This is a genomic window from Fibrobacter sp. UBA7003 (assembly GCA_002449765.1).
In the GTDB taxonomy this organism is placed as follows: Bacteria; Fibrobacterota; Fibrobacteria; order Fibrobacterales; family Fibrobacteraceae; genus Fibrobacter.
Window position 1 is genome coordinate 28,874 of the sequence record DJXN01000005.1, and the last position, 21,646, is coordinate 50,519.

At 56.3% G+C, this 21,646-nt stretch carries 16 protein-coding genes; 11 read left to right on the plus strand and 5 right to left on the minus strand.

Annotated features, from left to right (window positions below; all coding sequences use genetic code 11):
* Nucleotides 1-42 precede the first annotated feature (42 nt).
* The 5 genes from B2952_RS03885 (at nt 43) to B2952_RS03905 (ending at nt 8,079) form a co-directional block, all read left to right on the plus strand.
* Entirely contained in the window at nt 43-2,082 is a 2,040-nt protein-coding gene (locus B2952_RS03885; RefSeq protein ID WP_290734987.1) for a sensor histidine kinase, read from the plus strand.
* A gap of 1 nt (nt 2,083) precedes the next feature.
* Complete coding sequence (locus B2952_RS03890) at nt 2,084-2,791, plus strand: response regulator transcription factor (protein ID WP_173382595.1); 708 nt, start codon at nt 2,084-2,086, stop codon at nt 2,789-2,791.
* Between the two features lie 5 nt (nt 2,792-2,796).
* The gene (locus B2952_RS03895; RefSeq protein WP_290734989.1) at nt 2,797-5,328 is read left to right on the plus strand and encodes a PQQ-binding-like beta-propeller repeat protein; all 2,532 of its coding nucleotides are present in this window, start codon (nt 2,797-2,799) and stop codon (nt 5,326-5,328) included.
* A gap of 122 nt (nt 5,329-5,450) precedes the next feature.
* Nucleotides 5,451-7,223 carry an ABC transporter substrate-binding protein gene (locus B2952_RS03900; RefSeq protein WP_290734991.1) on the plus strand — a complete coding sequence of 591 codons (1,773 nt, stop codon included), beginning with the start codon at nt 5,451-5,453 and terminating at the stop codon, nt 7,221-7,223.
* Nucleotides 7,224-7,287: 64 nt separating this feature from the next.
* Nucleotides 7,288-8,079 carry a CDP-alcohol phosphatidyltransferase family protein gene (locus B2952_RS03905; protein WP_290734993.1) on the plus strand — a complete coding sequence of 264 codons (792 nt, stop codon included), beginning with the start codon at nt 7,288-7,290 and terminating at the stop codon, nt 8,077-8,079.
* Here the strand turns inward: B2952_RS03905 and mpaA are convergent.
* The 3 genes from mpaA to ruvC are packed head-to-tail and all read right to left on the minus strand — an operon-like array spanning nt 8,076 to nt 10,030.
* Complete coding sequence (gene mpaA / locus B2952_RS03910) at nt 8,076-8,768, minus strand: murein tripeptide amidase MpaA (RefSeq protein ID WP_290734995.1); 693 nt, start codon at nt 8,766-8,768, stop codon at nt 8,076-8,078. The two genes, B2952_RS03905 and mpaA, sit on opposite strands and share 4 nt — an antisense overlap.
* 15 nt (nt 8,769-8,783) lie before the next feature.
* Nucleotides 8,784-9,458 carry a M15 family metallopeptidase gene (locus B2952_RS03915; protein ID WP_290734997.1) on the minus strand — a complete coding sequence of 225 codons (675 nt, stop codon included), beginning with the start codon at nt 9,456-9,458 and terminating at the stop codon, nt 8,784-8,786.
* On the minus strand, nt 9,455-10,030 hold the full coding sequence (ruvC, locus tag B2952_RS03920) for a crossover junction endodeoxyribonuclease RuvC (RefSeq protein WP_173382035.1): 576 nt from the start codon (nt 10,028-10,030) through the stop codon (nt 9,455-9,457). Before ruvC ends, B2952_RS03915 begins: the two co-directional genes overlap by 4 nt.
* Before the next feature lie 77 nt (nt 10,031-10,107).
* On the opposite strand from ruvC, the gene B2952_RS03925 reads away from it, so the two are divergent.
* Nucleotides 10,108-11,988: a CHC2 zinc finger domain-containing protein gene (locus B2952_RS03925; protein WP_173364823.1), complete on the plus strand. Its 1,881-nt coding sequence runs from the start codon at nt 10,108-10,110 to the stop codon at nt 11,986-11,988.
* The gene (locus B2952_RS03930) at nt 11,988-13,178 is read left to right on the plus strand and encodes a glycosyltransferase (protein WP_290734999.1); all 1,191 of its coding nucleotides are present in this window, start codon (nt 11,988-11,990) and stop codon (nt 13,176-13,178) included. The genes B2952_RS03925 and B2952_RS03930 overlap by 1 nt, the downstream gene beginning before the upstream one ends.
* 153 nt (nt 13,179-13,331) lie before the next feature.
* Here the strand turns inward: B2952_RS03930 and B2952_RS03935 are convergent, their stop codons facing one another.
* Nucleotides 13,332-15,953 (minus strand): MMPL family transporter, encoded by a 2,622-nt coding sequence (locus B2952_RS03935; protein WP_290735001.1) that lies wholly within the window; start codon nt 15,951-15,953, stop codon nt 13,332-13,334.
* Nucleotides 15,954-15,979: 26 nt separating this feature from the next.
* A complete protein-coding gene (locus tag B2952_RS03940) occupies nt 15,980-16,993 on the minus strand; it encodes a hypothetical protein (protein ID WP_173382038.1) in 1,014 nt (337 codons plus the stop codon).
* A 145-nt stretch (nt 16,994-17,138) separates the two neighbouring features.
* Here B2952_RS03940 and rpiB point away from each other — a divergent pair, with 145 nt between their 5' ends.
* The 4 genes from rpiB to B2952_RS03960 are packed head-to-tail and all read left to right on the plus strand — an operon-like array spanning nt 17,139 to nt 21,627.
* Nucleotides 17,139-17,576 (plus strand): ribose 5-phosphate isomerase B, encoded by a 438-nt coding sequence (rpiB, locus tag B2952_RS03945; RefSeq protein ID WP_173364819.1) that lies wholly within the window; start codon nt 17,139-17,141, stop codon nt 17,574-17,576.
* A 51-nt stretch (nt 17,577-17,627) separates the two neighbouring features.
* The gene (locus B2952_RS03950; protein WP_290735005.1) at nt 17,628-18,122 is read left to right on the plus strand and encodes a hypothetical protein; all 495 of its coding nucleotides are present in this window, start codon (nt 17,628-17,630) and stop codon (nt 18,120-18,122) included.
* A 21-nt stretch (nt 18,123-18,143) separates the two neighbouring features.
* Nucleotides 18,144-19,997, plus strand: coding sequence for a UbiD family decarboxylase (locus tag B2952_RS03955; RefSeq protein WP_290735008.1), 1,854 nt, complete (start codon nt 18,144-18,146; stop codon nt 19,995-19,997).
* A complete protein-coding gene (locus B2952_RS03960; protein ID WP_290735011.1) occupies nt 19,987-21,627 on the plus strand; it encodes a hypothetical protein in 1,641 nt (546 codons plus the stop codon). Before B2952_RS03955 ends, B2952_RS03960 begins: the two co-directional genes overlap by 11 nt.
* Nucleotides 21,628-21,646: the final 19 nt, after the last annotated feature.

The following is a 21,646-nucleotide window of genomic DNA, read 5'->3' on the forward strand; positions in this document are numbered from 1 at the left end:
GGCATCTCCGCCAGCCTCCCCCTGTAGGAAGGGGGAATGGCGATGCACTTTTCCAAAGGCAACCTGGTCCTCATCCTCCTGTTCGTGGGCGGAATCATCCTGCCTACGGCAATACTTACGTTCCTCGGGTTCAGGAACATCCAGAACGAGATGTTCCTTGCGCAAAAGAACTTCGACGAGAACCAGGCCGCGCTCCAGAAGGAAATAGAAGACGCCGTCGAGAAAGAACAAGAAAAGATATATCAGGAAACAAAGGCCGCCTCCATCTTCCTCTACGAGCAACCGCGAAGCCTGCTCGAATTCGGTAACGCGGCATCCTTCAAGGATGTGCAAGGCATCGAGGCCATCTTCCTCTACAACAACGGGAAGCTCGTCTATCCCGACATCTCGTCGAAGCACTTCTACAAGACTCACGATTTTTCTTCCATAGTCGCAAGCATAAACGAGCAGCGGCTCTTCGAAGCCGAACAGGACACCACCAGCCGGGAAGTTCTCCTCCATAGGCTCATCAAGGCGAATTCACCTTTCGCCACCAAGAACGAGCAGGTACTGAACATCCTCGGAATCGTGCGCCTCTGCTACAAGGAAAAGAACTACGATGAAGCGCTCAAGTGGCTAAGGTTACTCGAAAACAATCCGCACCTGCAGGGCTACCTGCACGCGGACCTCACCCGCTCGGTGAACCTGCTGCACTTCGAAATCCTCGTCAAGCAAAAGAAACACGCCGAGGCCGAGGAATACAGCCTCTCCGTACTGAATCAGTTCTTACAGAGCGAAAGCATCGAGGACATTCCTTCTGCCAAATTCTTCTTCGAGACCGCATTCTCGCAAATTCTTTCCTTTGAAGACCTTCCGCAAGAAAAACGCGAGGCGTTCTGGAACCTCCGGTCAAACTTCAACCGGCAGCTGGGGTACATGGAAATTCTTTCCAAGTACAGGAACCTCTTCCAGGAACTTCTGGACAACGAGTACGCTTCCAGCGAAGGCATTCTCTACCGCAACGATTCCGAAATCACCTTATTTAAAATGAACTACCCCTTCCTGTCCGGGAACCAGGTCGTCATCGCCAAAATCGACCGAGACGCCTTCAGGGCGAGACTTATAGACAAAGTAAAGAACATTTCCCAGCGCTGGAAAAACGTTCCCTTCTCCATCATCGACGAAAACGATTCCCTACTCGCAGGCGCTATTCCGGACAGTTCTAACATACTCTCGCAATCCCGCATTTCCGAAGCTTTCCCATGGGAATTCTCGCTCTACGAGAAGGACGTCTCGGAAATACGCAAGGAATCACGCCAGAGGATGTTCCTCATGTACGGGCTCCTCCTGTTCTCGCTCATTACCGTCATCTTCGGCTCGTTCTTCATGCTGCGTTTTATTATCCAAGAACACAAGCTCCTTGCCATGAAGACGAACTTCCTCTCCAGCGTCTCGCACGAACTCAAGACCCCGCTCACTTCCATCAAGATGTTTGCAGAAATGATGGCGCGAGGGCGCGTCGTGAAAGTCGAAAAGGTCCAGGAATATTCCGGGCTCATCGGCAAGGAAGCCTCCAGACTCGAGAACCTAATCGGAGCCATTCTCAACTACACGCGCATGGAACATGGCACGGGAGCGTTCAAGTGGGAGCGGCTCGACTTTTCCGTGTGCGCGAAAAAGGTATTCGATGCCGTCGAAGACATCGGGGTCGAAAAGGGGCTCGAATTCCACACAAAGTTCGAGCCGGGCACCTACGTCATGGGCGACTACACGGCACTCTACAGCCTAGCCCAGAACCTCATCGAAAACGCAATCAAGTACACGAACGCACCCGGCGAGGTGACCATCAGCGTCTACAACGAAGAGGACCGCACCGTATTCTCGGTTGCCGATACGGGTGTCGGCATTGCCTCCTCGGAACAAAAAAACATCTTCAACGACTTCTACCGCGTGGGAGACGAAATGACCCGCAGCACCAAGGGTTCCGGACTCGGGCTTGCCATCGTGAAGAGAGTCGTCAAAACACACAAAGCGACCATCTCGCTTTCGAGCAAACCCGGCAAGGGTTCTACATTTACCGTTAGATTCAAGAGGGTTGACTGATATGCAACACAAAATACTCATCGTCGAAGACGAAGAAATCATCCGCCTCGGGCTCCAGGACAACTTTGAACTGGAAAACTACATCGTCGAGACCGCGGCCGACGGCGAAGAAGCCATCGCGAAGGCAGATTCCTTCCTCCCGCACCTGGTCATCCTCGACCTCATGATTCCGAAGAAAAGCGGCTTCGAAGTCTGCCGAGTCATCCGCAAGAAGCATCCGGAATGCTTCATCATCATGCTCACGGCAAAGACTGAAGAAACAAGCAAGGTCGCCGGTCTCGAAATGGGAGCCGACGACTACGTCACCAAGCCGTTCTCCATCCTCGAACTGCTCGCCCGCGTAAAGGCGTTTCTCCGCCGCACCGAGACGGTCTCCCAGCCCGAACCCGCGCCGCAGACAAGCGATGCCATCGATTTCGCAGACATCCACCTCGACTTCAAGAAATACGAGGCAACCAAGGCGGGAATCCCGCTCGAAATGTCGGCGCGCGAATTCCAGATTCTAAAATACTTCTGGCAGCACCGTGGAGAAGTCGTACTCCGCGAAGACCTGCTCACCGACATCTGGGGATACACTCCCGACAACATGCCCTCGACGCGCACCATCGACAACCACATCGTGAACCTGCGCAAGAAACTCGAGGACGACCAGACCAATCCCAAGATCATCGTTTCCATCCGTGGAGCCGGCTACAAGTTCGACGCCTAACAGCAATGCATAGCACGATTCTACATACGACGGCCCGCACGGCCCTGAAGCAAGGACTCCTGAAAGTCCTCGCTTTCCTCTGCGTATGCAGCGTCTGCGCCCATGCCGAAAAGATGAACGCCTCCATCCAGGAGGCCATCTACCGCTTCGAGATGAAGGGCGAAACGGCAGAAGCCATCCGCATCCTCGAAAAAGTCACAAGCCAAGGCGACCGCGAAGACCGAGAAACGGCCTACTTCTACCTAGGGAAAATCCGGGAACTCTTCGACAACCAGAATTCGGCAAACTTCTACTACCAGCAAAGCCTTGCCAATACGAAAGAGACCAGCAAGGCCTACTGGCTTTCCGAGCGAGAGGCAAGTACCAGCAGCACCCCCGAAGCGCTCCTGAAAAAGTCCTGGACCCTCCACAGCCCTATCGCGAAGGCCTTCCGCGGAACATCCACCTACCTGCTCCTGCAAAACGGATCCGTCAAGAAGGTCGTGAACGACACGATTATCGATGTCCGCGTGGGGTCAATCGCAAGAACCAGGATTCTCCATATTGACGATTCCGGGATATGGTACCAGAACGAAAGCGGGGACAGCCTTCTCTACAGGCCGCTAAGCAACAAGCTCCCGTCGAGGGCCTATCCCATCGCCGGCAATATCGAATTCTATTCGAACGGAGACGAAGCGATTGTCCAAAACGAAAACGCAGTCACCCTGCTCAACAAGAAGGGCATCTCGTTACAGATTAACGACAAGTACAGAGGCTGCCATATCGAGGGGCGCTACTCCCCCACGAGCCACTACATCTTGAACTGTCCCGACAACGCCCTCCACTTCATTTCCGATATCGACGGCGCCGAGACCTACACCATATCCCTCTACGACGCCATCCAGAAAGTCCTAGTCCAAGGCAACGACATCGTCCTTTTCTCCGGCGGGATTCTCTATTGCTTCGAGCCCAAGGCGGGCCCAATCCCCCGATGGAAGCTCCCCTTCAACAACATTGAACAGATCCTCCCCTTCGAAAACAACTTCGCAGTACTCGAAGCCTCCGGAAGGATTTCCCTGATAGAGCATTCCAGCGGCATCCTGAAAAACGTCATCCGCAGCGACGCCGCAAGCATCTACCCCCTCGCCCAGGGAACCATCGGGCTATTTACCAACGAAGGTTCGCTCACGGCCGTCGACACGCTTCTAATCCCGCTGTGGCATTTCAACTTTGCAAGGCCCATCTCGGCCCCGCCCATCCACACCGACGAATCCATATTCCTTGTTTTCAAGGATACGCAGCTGCAAGGCATCGCCCCACACTACTACGGCAAGCGCCCCCTGCAATCGGACCTGCTTACCCTGAAGGTCGCCGCCATGGCCGAAGCCCGAGCCTGGAAGGAACTCACGCCGTTGCTCGATTCCCTGCTCAAGCTGGAACCCGGCAATGCCGAAGCCTGGCTCTACAGGGCGCTTCTGCTCGAATCCAGCAAGGGAAGCGAAAAGGAGCGCCAGAAAGCCTGGTCCGAAGCCGTCCGCCTTTCCATCAGTTCTTCGCGCACGAGTTCCCTCGTGCTGGACCGCTACAGCAAGACCATCAACGCGAAGTTCGTGAGCCTTCTCGCCATTTCGCCAAAGACAATCTACCCGCAGTTCTTCGGAAACAAGAAAAACCTCTACACGGTCGATCCTGCCGCCGAGAAGCTCATCTGCATCAACGCCGAAACCGGTGAACAGCGCTGGTCCAGGACCCTCGAGAAGATGACGAACAGCCCCGTCATGGCCAATGACGACGTTTCGCTTGCGCTTTCTTCCGGATACAACCTGAGTCTCTACGACCTCGAAAAGGATGTGCCCCCGCAATCGTTCCAGCTACCCGGGAAGGCTTTCAGCATCCAGCTATCGCCCTCCTCCATCTACGTTTCCACTTGGAACGGGTTCCTTCTCAAAATCAACCGCTCCGAATATCGCCTCGCCTGGTCCAGAAAGATCTTCACGTCGCCGTTCCTGTTCGCCCTGCACGACGCATCCATCTACACGGCAAGTCTCGATGGCGACATCCGCTACGTCGTCGAAAATTCGGGGCAGCCTCTCGAAATCGCCCCCAAGCGCGCCGGCAGCATCTCGTTCCTAGTCCAGGCAGATTCAGCCGTCGCGGTCGCCACCGACAACAACAGGATATTCCTCTACAGCGCATCCGATCCTGCGCGCGAGCCTGCACAGATCCTTCTGGAAGCGTCCATCGTCTCGCTCCAGTCTACAGGCGGCCACGACAACAACATCCTCGTGGGGCTTGCGGACCAGAGCATCCTCCTCTATTCGCCCTCCGGCAGCCCGCTCTGGAAATACCAGGGTAGGAGCTCCGTATTCACCAAGCCATTCATATCCGGATCGCTTGCCTGGATAGACCAGGGCAGCGAAGTCATCGCGCTCTCCCTCAAGGACGGGACGGTCGCCCATCGCTTCAACACCCCTGGCGGCGCAGGGACTCCGTTCGTCATGAACAGGACACTCTACAGCGCCTCACCCAAGCGACTTCTCTACAGCTTTTCCCTGTGACGGGCGTCACATTTTGAAAAATAAAGGCAACATTTCGATTTTTGCCCATTTTATTCCATTTTAGAAGACCTGTAAATAAAATTTAATGGCAAAAAAACAAAAATCTCACTACATTTATATGTATGAGCGCAATAGGCAAATTTTTCAAATTCGTAGCGTCTGGGTCCCTCACCCTCGTCGCGTTTGGTCTTATGGCCTGCGAAGACGAGCCCAAGGAAAAGGCAACAGCCGATAATTCCGAATATCCTCGTTCGGAAACCTTATATATCGGCGGATTCGACTGGGCCCCACCCACGACCTTCAATCCCCTCGACTACGACCCCAACTTCCCTATCGACGGGAACGTCCGTCTCATGTACGAAACTCTGGTCACCTATAACCAGATTAGCGACAACCTGGAACCCATGCTCGCTGACAGCTTCGTGAAAACGGATTCCAGCATCACGGTCCACCTCGATCCGAAAGCCAAATGGAACAACGGCACCCCGGTGACGGTAGAAGACGTCCTCTACACCTTCCATATCGACTCCATCCTCCCGACCCCGCGTCACGGGAACTGGGAATATATAGAGTCCATCTCGGCCGACAAGTCTAATAACATCGTCATCAATTTCGCGAAGGGCAACAAGAATCCGCTCATTATCTTGAACGCCATCGCCGAAACCTCTATCCTCCCGAAAGCGGTCTTCGAGCCTATCATCGAAGGCGCCAAGGAAGGCAAGACCTACAACTTCGCCAAGATTACCGAATTCAAGAACGACGCGAACCCGATCGTCTCGGGTCCCTACAACCTGAAGACGTTCTCTCCCGACAAGATTGTCCTCGAAAGGAACGACAGCTACTGGGGCAACGCGAACCACGGGGGGAAGCTCCCCGCCCCCAAGTACATCGTCCATTCGCTCTACAACGGCAACAACCATTTCAACAGCGCCATGACCAAGGGGCACCTCGACGTGTCTTCCATCTTCCTGCCCCGCATTTGGGATAAGGCCAAGGACAGCATCCGCGCCTGGAGCCGCCAGGAGCCCTACCACCAGCCGGGATCCATCACGACGCTCATCATCAACCACCAGGTGGAACCGTTCAACGACTCCGCCTTCCGCCAGGCTCTCGCCCGTTCCGTAAACTTCGAAAAGATCAAGAGCCGTGCCATCTCGAACTACACACCCGCCATCCAGCCGGGATTCATCCTGCCCTTTGGCCCCGAGAGCCGTTTCTTCAACAAGGACGATGCAGCCAAGTTCGGCTACTCCTTCAACGTCGACCAGGCAAAGGAAATCCTTACCGCCGCGGGCTATACCTGGAACACCGAAGGCAAGCTCGTTAACCCGAAGGGCCAGACCGTCCGGACCATCAGCATCGAATGCCCGCAGGGCTGGACCGACTGGGAAGACGCCATCAAGGTCATCGTGGAATCCTTCCAGGAAGTGGGAATCTCCGCCGAAGAAAAGTTCGTGGACTACAGCGTGTGGGACAAGGACCTGCGCCAGTGCACCTTCGACCTCGCCATGAAGACGCAGACCGCAGAACTTTCCGCGGCAACCCCCTGGACTCGCTTCGACCAGGTGATGGGACATGTCGGACTCAAGCCCGTCGGCGAGGACGCCTTCTCGAACCAGGGCCGCTTCAAGAACGACGAAGCGAACAAGGTCATGGCGAAGATCCCGACCATCACCTCGCAGGAAGAACTTACGCAGGCCTACCGCGAACTCAACAAAATCTTCATGCAGACGATACCTGTGCTGCCAGTCATGTACCGTCCTACGCAGTACTACCAGTTCTCCACCAAGCACTGGACGAACTTCCCCACCGAAGAAAACCCCTACGCTCCGCCCCAGCATTTAATTGTGGCCGCAGGCGTCAAGGCTCTGTGGGAAATCAAGCCGGTCAAGTGACATTCAAACGCGCCTCCACGGCGCGTTTTTTTATATTTTCAACGCAACGTCAAAGGAGATTACCGTGGACAAGATTCGCTTTGTTTTCCCGAACGCTTTTACTAGCATGAACTTTTTGCTGGGTGTTTTCTCCATCTGCTGGGTGACCGGGACATTCTCTGCCAACGACCCGATTCTCATGGGCGCCTATTTCATCATCCTTTGCGTGCTGCTCGACAAGCTTGACGGTTTTGCGGCCCGCCTCGTGAACGCAAGTTCCGAATTCGGAGCCCAGTTCGACAGCCTCGCCGACCTCATCGCGTTCGGCCTTGCCCCCGCATTCTGCATTCTCTTTGCCTACAAGACGCTCGCGACCCCGTTCTTCGATGCGAACATACCCCTGATGGCGGTCGCCTTCTCCATCTACGTGCTGTGCGCCGCCATGCGACTCGCGAAATACAACGCCTGCGACAGCGACTCCTACCATCACCACTTTTCCGGGCTCCCCTCCACGTTCGCAGGCGCAATCAACGCCATCCTGATCGTATTCCTCAAGAATATCGGACTTTTCAGCGACACCGGCAGTTCACTCATCTATCTCCCCATCGCGGTTCTCCTCGTGACGGGAGTCCTCATGGTGAGCCCGCTATTCCTTCCCAAGCTGCAACCCCGCAAGAACAAGGCCTTCAATATCTTCCAGGCCGTCCTTATCGTCATTACCTACGTGTCGGGGTTCATGTTCATCACCGAGAAGATGATCATCCTCGAATACCTGCTTGTCCTCGTGGCCTGCTACCTCATCATCGGGTTCACGGTCGGACTTGTCCAGCGCGGCAGGATTATCGAAGAAGCGAAGGCGGCAAAGGCCGGAAACTAATCTTGCGCCGCGAGGAAGCGCGCGAAGGATTCACCATAACGTTCAAACAGGAGCTCCGGCGCAAGGCGCGGGAGCTCTAGCGTTATGCATTCGAGAGAGCGTTCCTTGCACCATGTCCCGAAACTTCCCGGAGTCGGGTATCCGATATCGGGTTTCCACGGCAGGTCGAACGCTCTCTGCAGACGTTCCACGACAGGCGTGAACCGTGGGGCATCGATGCAGCCGATTGGGGAATGCACGGAGATTACCGATTCCGGTTGCAGCCGTTCGACAAGGGAAACTAGAGCGCGGGTTTCCGGCTCGCATCCCGGCGATTTCCCCGGCGAAAGGGAGGTATCGCGTTCGGCTTCCAGAATGGAGCGCGAAAGCACGGGAGCGGCCACCCAGTTCGTAGTCGCGAAGTTGCGGTTCAGGTCGACCCCGTCCGCGTTTCCGCGGGTGCCAAGGGCGACGCCGTCGGGATTGGCGCACAGCACGACGGCGATATGTTCGAAGTTCCTTTCGAAGGCGCGTACGGCCCGGGAAAGCAGGAACGTCGTTTCGGGCTCTTCGCCATGGATTCCCGCAAGCACAAGGAGCCTGCACTTTTCGCGGCTCGGGTAGCAGAGGAGTGGCGCGCCCAGCACGGAGCGGCCGTATTCAAAACTTTCCTGGCGAAGGATGCCGCGTGTTTCCGGTTCGAATTTCATCGCGCCCCCATCGTTCTAGATAAAGTAGGGATAGATGAAGTTTTTGGCAAGAGTATCGAGGTTTGCAAGGATTGCCTCCTTACAAGCGATGTCAATCTCGCGGTAGATGTCGCGGAGGGCTTCGAGCGAGAAGTTCTCCAGCAAACGGCGCGATGTGGGCAGGTGCGCGATATGCCAAAGCTCCGGCTTGATCTTGCCGCGGCCGGGAACGAACACGCGGTTGAAACCGAACGCATCTCCTGCGGCAAAGCGGGAATCCAGGAACTCGTGAAACTTGCCGAACATTCCCGTAGATTCCTCGGGAGTGAGTTCGACCTCGTAGCCTTCGGGGCAAGCGTTCGCATCGACCACGTCGAGGTCGGTCCCCAAATGGTGGCGGCTTGCGCCGGGGAGTGCCGACCACGTGAGGATGGCGAACATCAGTTTTTCCTCATCCTGCGGGCGTTCCATGGGCCTGCCGAATTCGTCGAGCAGGGCAAGTTCCCCGCGGGCTTTCCGGTTCCAGATGGAAAGCTGACGTTCGAACGGACGGTAGGCCGATTCGAGGCGCAAGGAAAAGCCGCAGTCGCGGGCCAAGGAGCAAAGGCATTCCAGGTCCGCCACAACATCCTTGTGGACAAAATAACCTTTCTGGAATTCGACAAGATCGGGCGTCCCGAGACCATAGGGCAAAAGGCTGTTTCCGTTCACGGCAGGGTTCCTCCCATCTTTTCGACAAGGGCACGCCATTCGGCGGCACTCGCCTTCTTCCGAGCGGAAGCCCTTTTTGCACGGGAGCCCAGAACCGCAGAGAGTGGCGAGGGGTTCGCATGCGTCCAGGCGATAGCGAGGGCGTCAGAGGCATCGAGAGGCAAGTCCGAGGGCTCGATTCCGAGACGCGCGAAGACCAGGTTCGCGACCTGCTCCTTCGATGCGCTGCCATCGCCCGTGACGGCCTGCTTCACCGCCTTCGGCGGATACTCGCTGAACGTCATGCCCCGCTTGCGGCATGCGACAAGGACCGCCCCGCGCACGTGCCCGAGCACGAGCGCACTCTTCGCGTTCTTCGCGAAGAACACGCCCTCCATCGCGAGGGCGTCGGGGCGGTAGCGTTCGAGCAGCGCTTCCAGATCCGTCACGATATGCAGCAGGCGGTCTTCCACGGCATGCGATGCCGGAGCATGCAGCACCCCGTATTCGAGGACGCGGACTTTCCCATCCGACTTTTCGATAAAGGCATAGCCTGTCGTGATAGAACCCGGGTCGATTCCAAGAATAATCATGCCTCCAAATTAGATAAATATCATTTGCCCGATGCCTTCGCGGCAAATTCTTATTAGATTTTGACAGAGAGGTTTTTATGGTCATCGATCAAGAACATGCCGGAATCATGCGCAAGAAAACACACCCCAGACAGCTCGGTGTTCCCCTGAGCCGCTGGGGCCGCAACCTTATCGCAAGCTGCCCGTTCCATTCGCCCGAAGAGACGTCGCTATTCTTCTACGATGCGCTCGGCTACTGGCGCTACCGCTGTCTGCAATGCGGAAGCGAAGGCGACCTGGTCGAATTCGTGATGAGGAGCCGCTTCAACGGCCTCGATGAACCTGCCGCACGCGCCGAAGCGATGGAGTTCCTGGGAGCCCAGGAAACAGAACAGGATTCCGAACCCGACGAACATCCCTGGATCAAGGAAATCGGCGGCGAAAAATCCCGCGTGCTCGAAAACTTCGTGCGCTACTGCCACTGGGCCGCCTGCAAGAGCCCCTCTTCCGCCGACTTCTTCGCCCAGCGCGGCTGGAGCATCGGACAGGCCCAGCTCTATGGTCTCGGTTACTACAGCGGCGACCCCGAACCCTTCTACAGCTACTGCATGCTTTCGGGCATCGAACGCCACCAGGTCGCGTTCTTCCTCGACAACCTGGAAGCCTACCACGAGCCCCGCATCACCATCCCCGCACGCAACTCCAAGGGACTCATCCACTCCGTCTACGGACGCTCCATGGAAGACGACGGGATGCACAACCCCTACATCTCGTATGCGTCCGGCCCGACCGACATCCCCTTCAACATCCAGCCCGATAACGAAAGCCCCATCATCGTCGAAGGCATGTTCGATGCGCTGACAGCCGACCTCGCCGGCATCCCCGGAGTGGTCTCGACCATGTACCAGGACCTCACGATGAGCCACCTGTACAAGCTCAAGGCCTGCGGGGCAAACTCCGTCACGCTGATCCTGCGTCGCGAAGCGAACCGCAGGGAGCAGGAATTCCGCATCCAGAACTACCTGAAGATGGCGGAAACGCAGGGACTCCGCTTCAAGTCCATCGTGCTCCCCGAAAACGTGACCGTCGACCAGCTTGTCCGTAACGACGGCGCCGACCAGCTTCTGAACCTTATCGACTCGACCGAAGAGGACACCGTCCACACGCACCGCCGCTCCATGCTGCTGCAGGACATCAAGGAAAACCTCGACACGGCGATGGGATGCCCGCCCGACGAATGCGTCGGGTTCCCGCTGGACTCCTTCCCGAGATTCACCAAGGAAATCGACGGCATCCAGTCCGGAATCTTCTACGTGTCCTCGAATCCGTTCAACCTCAAGACGTCGCTCCTTTCGAGCATGGCACTCGACCTCATCGAGACAAACAAGGACCTCAAGCTTATCTACATCGCGCTCGAGACTCCGCGCCGCCAGATCTTCGACAGGATGGTCGCCATGCTGACCGGGCTCTCCGTGCTCGATGTGCGCAAGCGCAACAGCGACGAGGGCATCAACGCAAAGATTCTCGAAGCGACCCGCAAGCTCATGGGCTATGTCCGAGACAACCGCATGGAAATCTGGGAAGACCAGCCCGCATTCGACAACAAGGAACTCCTCGCCACCCTCAAGGAAGAACAGCGCGAGCACCACGACCTCGTCGTCATCATCGATGGTGTCGACCATTTCAAGGTAACCGACCGTCCCGACCTCGCGGATATCTACGAGCGCCGTTCGTCGGTCATGCTAGACATCTACAAGACGCTCGACATCCCGCTGTTCATCGGCGGAGAGCTTGTCGATGACGACGGCCAACTGATAGCGCCCCGCGCCTACCTGCGCGACTCCGACGCCATCTACTGGCTGGAAGCCAAGGACAACGAGCTCTTCCTGACGGTCAATTCCAAGCGGCTCGGCAACAACAACCTCTACAAGGGCAAGCTCTCCATCGACGAGAATTCCAACCGCATCTGGGAAGCCTGATGTTCACCATCGTAGACTTCAACAACTTCTGGAGTCCGTCGGGCGGTGGCGTGCGCCGCTACCATCTGCAAAAGATGGCTTTTTACGAGAAACTCGCTTCGGCAAGTCCCGATGCAGGTGTCCGTTCCGTTTTCGTGATGCCCGATTCAAAGACATTCACCGAAGTCAAGAGCAATAGCCTTATCATCGAGCATGTGCAGGCGTTCAAGTTCCCCGGCAACTGGGAATACCGCTTTATCTGGAAACTCTCGCAGGTGGAACCCGTACTCGCGAAATACAGGCCCGATATCATCGAGGTGGGGTCGCCCTATATCCTCCCGACCGTCGTGCGCAGGGCGGCAAGGCGCGTGAGTCCCGAATCTAAACTTGTCGGGTTCTGGCATGCGGATTTCCCCGTGACCTACGTGGGCCGCCCCGTCGCAAAAAAACTCGGCGTAGGCATCGGCACGTTCGCCCGCAAGGAAGCGTTCTGGTATGCCCGCAAGGAATTCAAGGGCTTCGACTGCATCCAGGCATCCTCGAAAGAAGCGATGGCGCGACTCCGCAAGAACGGGCTCCCCGACCCGCGCTGGATTCCGCTGGGTTGCGACATCCAGATGTTCTCGCCTACAAAGCGAGACGAAGCCCTCGTCCAAGAACTCAAGGCGGGATGTCCCGAACGCCTCACCATTTTCTTCCCCCACAGGCACTGCAACGAGAAGGGAATCGACCTTCTGCTCGGCGCCTATGACATCCTGACGCAGAAACTTCGGCACGAGCCCGCCATCGTATTCGCGGGCACGGGGCCGAGCCTCCCGCTGGTCGAGGAAGCGGCACGGAAGTACGAACACGTGCGCTACATCGGGTTCGTCAATTCCATCGACGAGATGGCGCGCTACTATGCAAGCGTGGACCTGGGGCTCGCCCTATCGAGCTGGGAAACCTTCGGGCTTTCCATCCTCGAGAGCATGGCAAGCGGGAACGCCCAGGTGGGAGCCGCCGCGGGAGCCGCCTTCGAGCACGTGACGGAATCGGGAGCAGGGACCATCCTCAAGGAACGCACCCCCACAGCGCTCGCCGACGCCATCGTGGAACTCTACCATTCCGACATGGCCGCCATGAAGCAGAAAGCCCGTGCCTACGCCGAAAAATTCAGCTGGAACGACTGCTTTACGCGCCAGCTGGAACTCTATAGACAAATTCGCAAGTAATCTTTTTCGCCAGTTCTAAAGCGAGAACGAAGCTGGCCGAAGTTTATTTCAAAACCGATGCTAGAAGCGAGCAGAACGACGCCGCAGGACCGAAGCTGTACATAAGTACAGCGAGAGTCCGAGAAGGAAGTTATGCGAAGCTTATAGCGAGGCTCACTTTTTCTTGAGCCAGGTTCCGCAAAGGAACATCGTGAACACGATACTCGTGATGAGGAACATAGCGATACTGATGCAGGCGAGGTCGCCGATGCCCTTGAGACCGCGATGCGTCGTAAACAGGAACCCGACAAAGCCCGCGATAGTCGTCGTGGAACTTGCCATCACGTTTCTGCCCGTGGTGTCCATCAGCTGGCGAAGGGTCATGTTCTTGTCGCTCATCCAGGATGTTATCATGTGGATGGTGGAATCGATACCGATACCAAGCGCCATCGGAATCACGATAACGTTGTATATACTGATTTTCCCGAACTCGAACAGGTCGGTAAGGACACCCAAAAGTCCAAGCGTCAGGAGCGTTCCCATTCCAAAGGAGATGCAGCCCGCCGCAAACAGCTTGGGTTTCCGGAACGAAACCACGAGCGTACCGAAAATAACCAGGATTATCACGAGAGCAAGCCTGAAGCTATCCTGCTTCACGGACTCGATGACATCGGAAAGGATGAACTGCGAAGAGAACGTGCGCAGGTCCTCGCCGTCGAAATTCCAGTGGCTGTAGCGATCCTGGAAGTTATGAAGCGCCTTCGCATCCCAACTCGGGAAATTGCCGTAGATAAAGCCAATCTTTCCGTAGCTGCCGTCCTTTTCACGGAGCAGGTCGAGCGCCCATTCGGGAATATCCTCGGCCGTAAAAGGCTTCTCGACGGAGGCCAGGTTCCGGAGGTTCGCGATATTTGCGGAATCCTCCCCTTCGGCACGGTCAAACACGCGAGCTTCGACCAGGTCTCGGATTTCCTCGATAATTTCGAGGCGCCGTTCCTGGGAATCCAGCGACGGCACGAACGACTTCAGGGTGAGGAAACTCCGGAGCGTAGGATCCTTTTCCACATGCAGACGCACCATCAGGGTATCGTAAAGCATGTCGAGCTGTTCGGCCTTGCTTCCCATGACGGCCGCAGGAGTAGAAGTGGCCCGGTTGTTCGTACGCGTCACGCTCGTGTTGATGCCGTTTTCCTGTTTCTTTTCCGTCGAGACACGACGCAGGTTGCGCAGGTTGTGTTCAAAGTCCACATCCTGGGCAAACCAGAGCGAAACGGCACCGAGCGCAAAGCCTGCAAGAGCCGCGTACTTGAAAAAGCGACGGATTTTATCCTCGTCCCAGGACTTGGGCAACAGCGTGTTATCGGGCGCCTTCGGGATCCCCCCCATGCACTTGATAAAGACCGGAAGCACGAGCACCGAGGTAAGCATACTGAACAATACGCCCATCGACGCCACCACGCCGAACTCGTAGAAGCCGCGGAAGTGTGCCGCAAGCAAAGTGAGGAACGCGGCGATAGTCGTGAAACTTGCAAGGAAGAACGGCTTGAGCATCTTCCTCTGGGCCGCTTCCAGGACTTCTTCCAAAGTCGCATGCTTGTGCAGCAACTTCTGCGAAGTGCCCAAAATGTGAATCGAGTAGTCGATGCCGATGCCCAGAATGATGGAAGCGACAAATACCGTGAACGGATTCAGCTTCCCGTAGAAGAGGGCAGTAAACGCAAGCGTCGGGAGGCAAGCGTACAGCACCGAAGCAGTCACCAGAATCGGGCCCTTCACGCTCCTGAAGAAGAAAATCGTGAGGAAGATGATGAGCACCAGGCTGATGCCGAACGAGAAGATGGAATCGTTCGCCACGTCATCCACTTCCTTGAGGCCTTCGTAAGTCCCTTCCACCGTAAAGCGCGTCGGCACGGGATATGTCTTGGAGTTGAAATAAGCAAGCAGGGAATCGGTCCGCGCGAGAATGCGCGTCACGAACTCGTAATCGGTCGAGGGCCTGAGAAGTTTCGCGTTCACCACGCCGTTGAAGAGAATCTTTCCGGTACTGTCCGGACGCGGGCAACCGATAAGGCGCGTCTTCAGGTGTGCCGGGACAGGCTTTTTCTTGTCCCATTCCTCGGCTTCGGGAGACTTGTCGTCCTTCTTTGCGGATTCTTCCTCGCCCTTCTTGAAAAACGTATCGAACGCGCTCACCGCCTCGTCGGGAAGTCCCAGTTCCTGCGGCAGGTTCGCATCGAACCACACGCGTTCCTTCTTGGTGGGCGCCGCAGATGCCGTTCCGCCTGCAGAATCGGAAGCGGGAGCATCGCCCAGCAAATCGACGACCAGGGGGCCGTTCTTGCGCCCTATTTCGAGTTGCAGGTCTTCGAGGTTGTCGCGGATGTGTTCGAGATGCTTGACCGGCAAGTAGAGGAGCGCATTGTCCTTGAAAAACTTGTTGTCGTTGTCCACCTGCGTCGAGACGTAGTCGCCCTGCCAGTTCTTGCGGATGTAATCGCTGATGGAATCCTGCAGAGCGGCGACCAGTTCCACGTCCTCGCTCTGGATGGCAATCATGAAGCGGTCGGTAGATCCGAAACGCTGGTAAGATTCTTCAAGAGCCTTCACGCTCGGCGTATTTTCGGGAAGCAGGTGCGAGAGGTCCGCATCGAGTTTGAGCCCCGGCTTTACGAGAATCGGGAACGCACAGAGGACGGCGAGCAGCAGGTAGAAGGCCAGCGCCTTGTACTTGTGGGCACAAATCAGGGGTATGTACCAGTTCGAAAATCTTTCAATCAGGGATTTCTTTTCGTTCATTTTTTTACCTACGCCACAGTTTCGTTCTAGGAGAAAATCTTTCCGAGCAATTCCAGGGGTTTCACGAGTATAGGGATATTCTTGTATAGCCACGCAAGCGATTTTGCGAAGGCGTAGCTACGGATAATGTAGGCACCGGCTGCACCCACCTTCTTCGTCTGGAATTCGAAGGCTTCCTTCGCATGCGCAATCACGTCGTCGTAATACCCGTCGATATGCACCGACCTGTCGGCATTGACCGTGACAGGCAAATTTTTCAGGTTCGTATAGAAATCGCGACGTAGGATTTTCGGCAAGAAAAGGTTCATACTCTCGGGAACCTTGCGACCGCGCGTATCGATAATGCGGGACCCGAAAAAGTGGAGAACCTTCGCCGTAGGCAAGAACCGGTTACCGTAAGCGAGCTGGCAGTTCCATCCACCAGGCATCTCCTTGATGGCATAACCCGACCTGAAATCCGTCTCGGCGAGGCTCGCCATATCGTAGGGGAATCCCTTCGTCACGCACTCCTCCCAGAGCGTATGCCAGGTCTCGAAGAACTTGTGCATTTCGGGAGTGTCCGGCACGTACATTACACCGCTGTTGAAAAGCTGGTCGTTCAGAATCGGCGAAAATCCCATGCGTTTCGCGTTGTTCAGAACCTTCTTGCGGTTGATTGCCTTCGAGAGGTTCGTGTGGAAGTCGAGCACCGCGTAGATGCCGCCTTTCCATTCCTCTGGAATTGAGAGGTCACCCACGACAGCGATATCGGAATCGAGGAACAAGAAATCGCCATCAATCACGTTCCTTATCGAGGTCTTCAGGAAACGCGAACGAAGCATCGGGGTGAGTTTTTCGTCAAGCGTGAGCGCCTTGATCTCGTCGACCGCATCCTTGAGGGCGGCACGGTTACCGGTGAGAGTCGCAAGCGTCCTGTCGTCGGTCAAGAGCGTCACAAATGCACCCGGATTGTGGACCCGGAGAGATGCAACCGCCACGAGCGTCTGCTCGCAATAAAAATCCTTCGGGGAACTTGTCAGGACAAAAACATACTTGGTCATGGAATCAAACCTCTCAAATGGAAAAATAGATTTATTTGCGCACGAACGGACCTCCAGCCCGGTCATTATCCGATGAATTAACTATATTGCAGGACGAAATAAAGCGGGGAAGAACCTTTCCTTCCGCAACTCCAGGAGTCAAAAAATGTTCAAGACCATCGCTATCGGCTGCGACCACGCCGCGTTCGAATACAAGGAAAAGCTCGTCAAGTTTCTGGAAGGCAAGGGCTACAAAGTCCTTGACATGGGAACGGACTCCACGGAATCGTGCGACTACCCGATTTTTGCGGACAAGGTCTGCAACAAGGTGACTAGCAAGGAAGCCGACTGCGGAATCCTCATCTGCGGCACGGGCATCGGCATGAGCATGGCCGCGAACAAGCACAAGGGCATCCGTGCGGCAGTCGTAGGCGACCTCACCTCCTGCGAATTCACGCGTCTCCACAATGACGCGAACGTGCTCTGCATGGGAGCCCGCATCATCGCCTACGCCCAGTGCGAAGTTTTCGCCACCAAGTTCCTCGAAACGGAATTCATGGGCGGCAAGCACAAGAAGCGCATCGACATGTTCGAGCCGGCATAATCACAACTTTTTGCTCCTTTTTCGCATTTTTTTTGCTAAATTACTTGATGTATGGTACAGTTTAGTCAAACTTCATGGCAAGAGTTCTCGCTTCCCAATGTCCTGGAAACGCTTCGATACGCTCCCATGAACTTGACTATCGGGAAAACCCCGCTCCTTCACTACGTATTCCCCCAAGAACTCGTTCCCGGTGCGACCATCCGCTACCACCTCCAGTGCGGGTTCAAGGCCATCAAGTGGACCGGCATCATCAGTTCGGTCAAGGAAAACCAGGTCACCGTCCGCCTGGGGCAGGGTCCGTTCCGCGGATTCACGGGCAGCCATAAGTTCGCCCCCGAAGGCCACATGACCGCCTGCTACGACGAGTTCTCCTTCCAGGGCTTCATCGGCATATCCGAGGAGGTCTTTGCGGGGCTCATGGCGAACGCGAACCTCGTTTACGGCATTTTTGCCCGCAAGGATACCCGCGACGTGATGCTTTCCATCGAATCCCAGAAAAAGACGCAGGCGTTCGAATCCCTCGACCTGGGTGCCACGGCGGGTTAAGCCCGCACCGGGGGTTCCGCCATGTATTCCTCACTGGAACAAGCACTGCTTGACCTGGAAAAGGCAGACATGCTCAGACGTATCCACGAAGAGGTGGACCCGTACCTGGAAATGGCAGAAATCGCCCGGCAGGCATTCGACAGCAAGGGGCCGGCACTGCTTTTCGAGAAGGTAAAAGGGAGCAGGTTCCGCGCCGCATGCAACATCTTCGGCACGCGCGAACGCATGGACTTTTTGTTCCGCGACACGCTCGAAAGCACAAGGACCGCGGTCCTGTTCAAGTCGAACCCCGCAGAATTTTTCAGGCATGCGGGCCCCGCCACGTTGTTACGCGCGGCAAAAGCGGGCATACGCTCGCTCCCCAGGTGTTCGGGCAGTATCCGCGATTTCGATGAATGCAAGCTGGCCGACCTCCCGCAGGTCGTCGGCTGGCCCGAAGACGGCGGTCCGTTCCTCACGCTTCCGCAAGTAGCTACCCTCCCGAGCGAAACCGCGAAGATTCTCACCGCAAACCTCGGCATGTACCGCGTGCAGATTGCGGGGAACGACTTTGCACCCGACGAATGCGGCATCCACTACCAGATAAATCGCGACATCGCACGGCACCACCGGAAGGCCATCGAAGAAGGCCGCGCGCTCAAGGTGAGCGTGTTCTTGGGCGGGCCGCCCGCGCATACCATTGCCGCGGTGATGCCCATGCCCGAGGACCTTTCGGAACTGACCTTCGCCGGAATGCTCGGCGGGCGGCGCTTCCGCTACTTTATGCACGAGGGCTACATCGTCTCGAGCGATGCGGACTTCTGCATCCTGGGAGAGGTCGCTCCCGAACTCAAGCCCGAGGGGCCATTCGGCGACCACGTGGGCTACTACTCCGGCAAGCACCTGTTCCCCTACCTGAAAGTGAAGAAGGTGCTCTGCAAGAGGAACGCGATTTACCCGTTCACCTCCATAGGCAGGCCTCCGAAGGAAGACACGATTTTCGGCGAGTTCATCCACGACATTACAAGGCCGATGGTACCCTCGTCGCTCCCAGGCGTAGAGACGGTCCACGCGGTCGACGCGTCGGGAGTGCACCCGCTGTGCCTCGCCATTGCGAAGGAAAACTTTATACCCTACATAAGGCCCGAGGAACGCGAACCGCTCGAACTCCTGAAGACGGCCAACGCGTTGCTCGGTTTTAACCAGGTGTCGCTCGCGAAGTACCTGATGGTGGCCGCGAAAGAAGACGCCGCAGGTCTCGATGTCCGAGACATCCCTGCATTCTTCGCGCATGCGCTTGAGCGCATAGACTTCGCACGTGACCTGCATTTTCAGACATCTACCTTCATCGACACGCTCGACTACACGGGAACGCGTCTCAATCACGGCTCCAAGCTCGTGATTGCCGCAGCAGGCGTCAAGTGCCGCGAACTACGCAAGTGCACGGGCGACCTCGATACGCTCAAGCTGCCCGAGGGATTCAGCAATGCACGAATCGCCATGAAGGGCGTACTCGCCATACAATGGGATGGCGGCAATAACGGCGGCGTATTAAACGGCGGCGCCCCCGCTCCCGAAAACATCGCGCAACTCCGCAACGTCCTCGCAAGCTGGGAATACCACGAAAACTACCCGTGGGTGAGCATCGTGGACGACACCTCCACCATCGGTGGCAACTCGCAAAAGAGCCTGGACGATTTCCTGTGGCTAACGTTCACGCGTTCCGACCCCGCGCAGGATATCTACGGACTGAACGAACGCTTTGTTCAGAAGCATTGGGCTATAGAGGCCCCGCTCATCATAGACGCGACCATCAAGCCGCGCCACCAGAAGGCGCTCGAAGTTCCGGACAACGTTGTTTCAAGAGCGAAGGAGGTTCTAGAAAATGCACGCTAGAGCCACCCCCGCCATATCCAGGGCTCTACTTTTAACGGCGACAATCCTCGCCGCAGCGATTGTCCCCGCACAGGCGCACAAGTGCGGGACCATATTTTCCATCGACAATTTTCAAAAAAAGGGAAAGGCGCCCATCTCCGCGAGAACCTCGCCAAACTACTGCGAAGCCGAAGCCTACTACGACAGCGTCTACAGCGAAGAAACGGAACACTTCCAGATTTTCTATACTCTCTCGGGACTCCACGCCACGACGCTTCCGTTCATCGACAGCCTCAAGGCATCCCTTGAAAACGCATTCGAATTCGAAGTCGACAAGCTCGGCATGCGAAAGCCACAGGGCCGCGATACGACGCACCATTACAGGCAAGCCGTCAAGGCAGGGCTCTACCCCATCGAAGTTGCCGAAATCGATTTTTTGCGCGACCCCTACGACGTCCTAAAAGCCGCAAGCTGCAACGGATGCTTTGGTGTCACCCATCCCGACTATAAAAAGGACTACCGCAAGTCGCAAATCATCATCGACAACGACTTCTATTACGTCCCCGAATCCGGAGTGACGACAGATACGGTAGATGTCGGAGGCAAGTCCTGCCCGTACACAGTTTCTACCGAACCCCTTACCAACGCCGCATACGGATACTCCTATGCGGAGGAATGGGCGAAGGGCATCCGCGTCACCGCATTCCACGAATTCTACCACGCAATCCAGTTGCAGTACATGGACCTATTCAAGTACAGCACGTTCTGGACAGAAGCTTCCGCGGTCGGAATCGAGGAAGCCGGCGCTCCCGACATCGACGACTACTTTTTCCACATTTCCACCTTCATGCAGGAAACGGGGTCATCCATCGACAGGATGAGCGACTATGGCGTGAGCCTCCTGTTCATCGACCTCTACAACCACATCGACAAGTTCTTCGACAGAAACATCTGGGAACAATACGCGAAGCATCCCGGCACACCATTCGAAGAGGTTCTGAAGGCCGTTCTTGGCCAAAAAGGACTCGACATCGGAAACGTGTTCCACGACTTTGCAACCAGGCTCTCCTTCTCCGGGATCCGGGCCGCCGCCATCGATTCCAGCGAATGGATTTCGCCCGATCAGCCGCGCTGGAACAATCCGCTGATTCGTACGAGGGAATCGTTCGAGCCCGACACCACCAACTTCGCCTACTCGTTCTTCAGGGGCGGAATCCCGAACATCAAGGACTTCAAGGGAAAGATAACGGCGGCTCTCTTCCAGTTCGGCAAGGCCGAACTTCGCAAGGTGCACACGACGGCGACTCTTGATTCCATCGTGAACGACAGTTTTGCCGCCGATTCCCTCACATGGATTTTCAGCCGCATCGATACCGCAAAATACATTCCCATCCTCGTTCGCGATTCCACGCTGCGAGCCTACCCCGTGCCCTGGCGCGGATCCGGGCAGCTCTGCTTTACCCCGCTGCCCGAGTCAAAAAACTTTATCGAGATAAGGAACGGGCGCGGGGAACTCGTCATGCGCGAGCCCTACACGAGAGCGGCGCACTGCATCGACGGCGACGTCATCAAATCGAAAATGAAGCCGGGCGTATATCGCTTCCGCGCCGGTTCCAGCGGGAAGACGGAAAAGTTTATCGTCGTTTATTAGAAGTCAAAATGCCCGTATC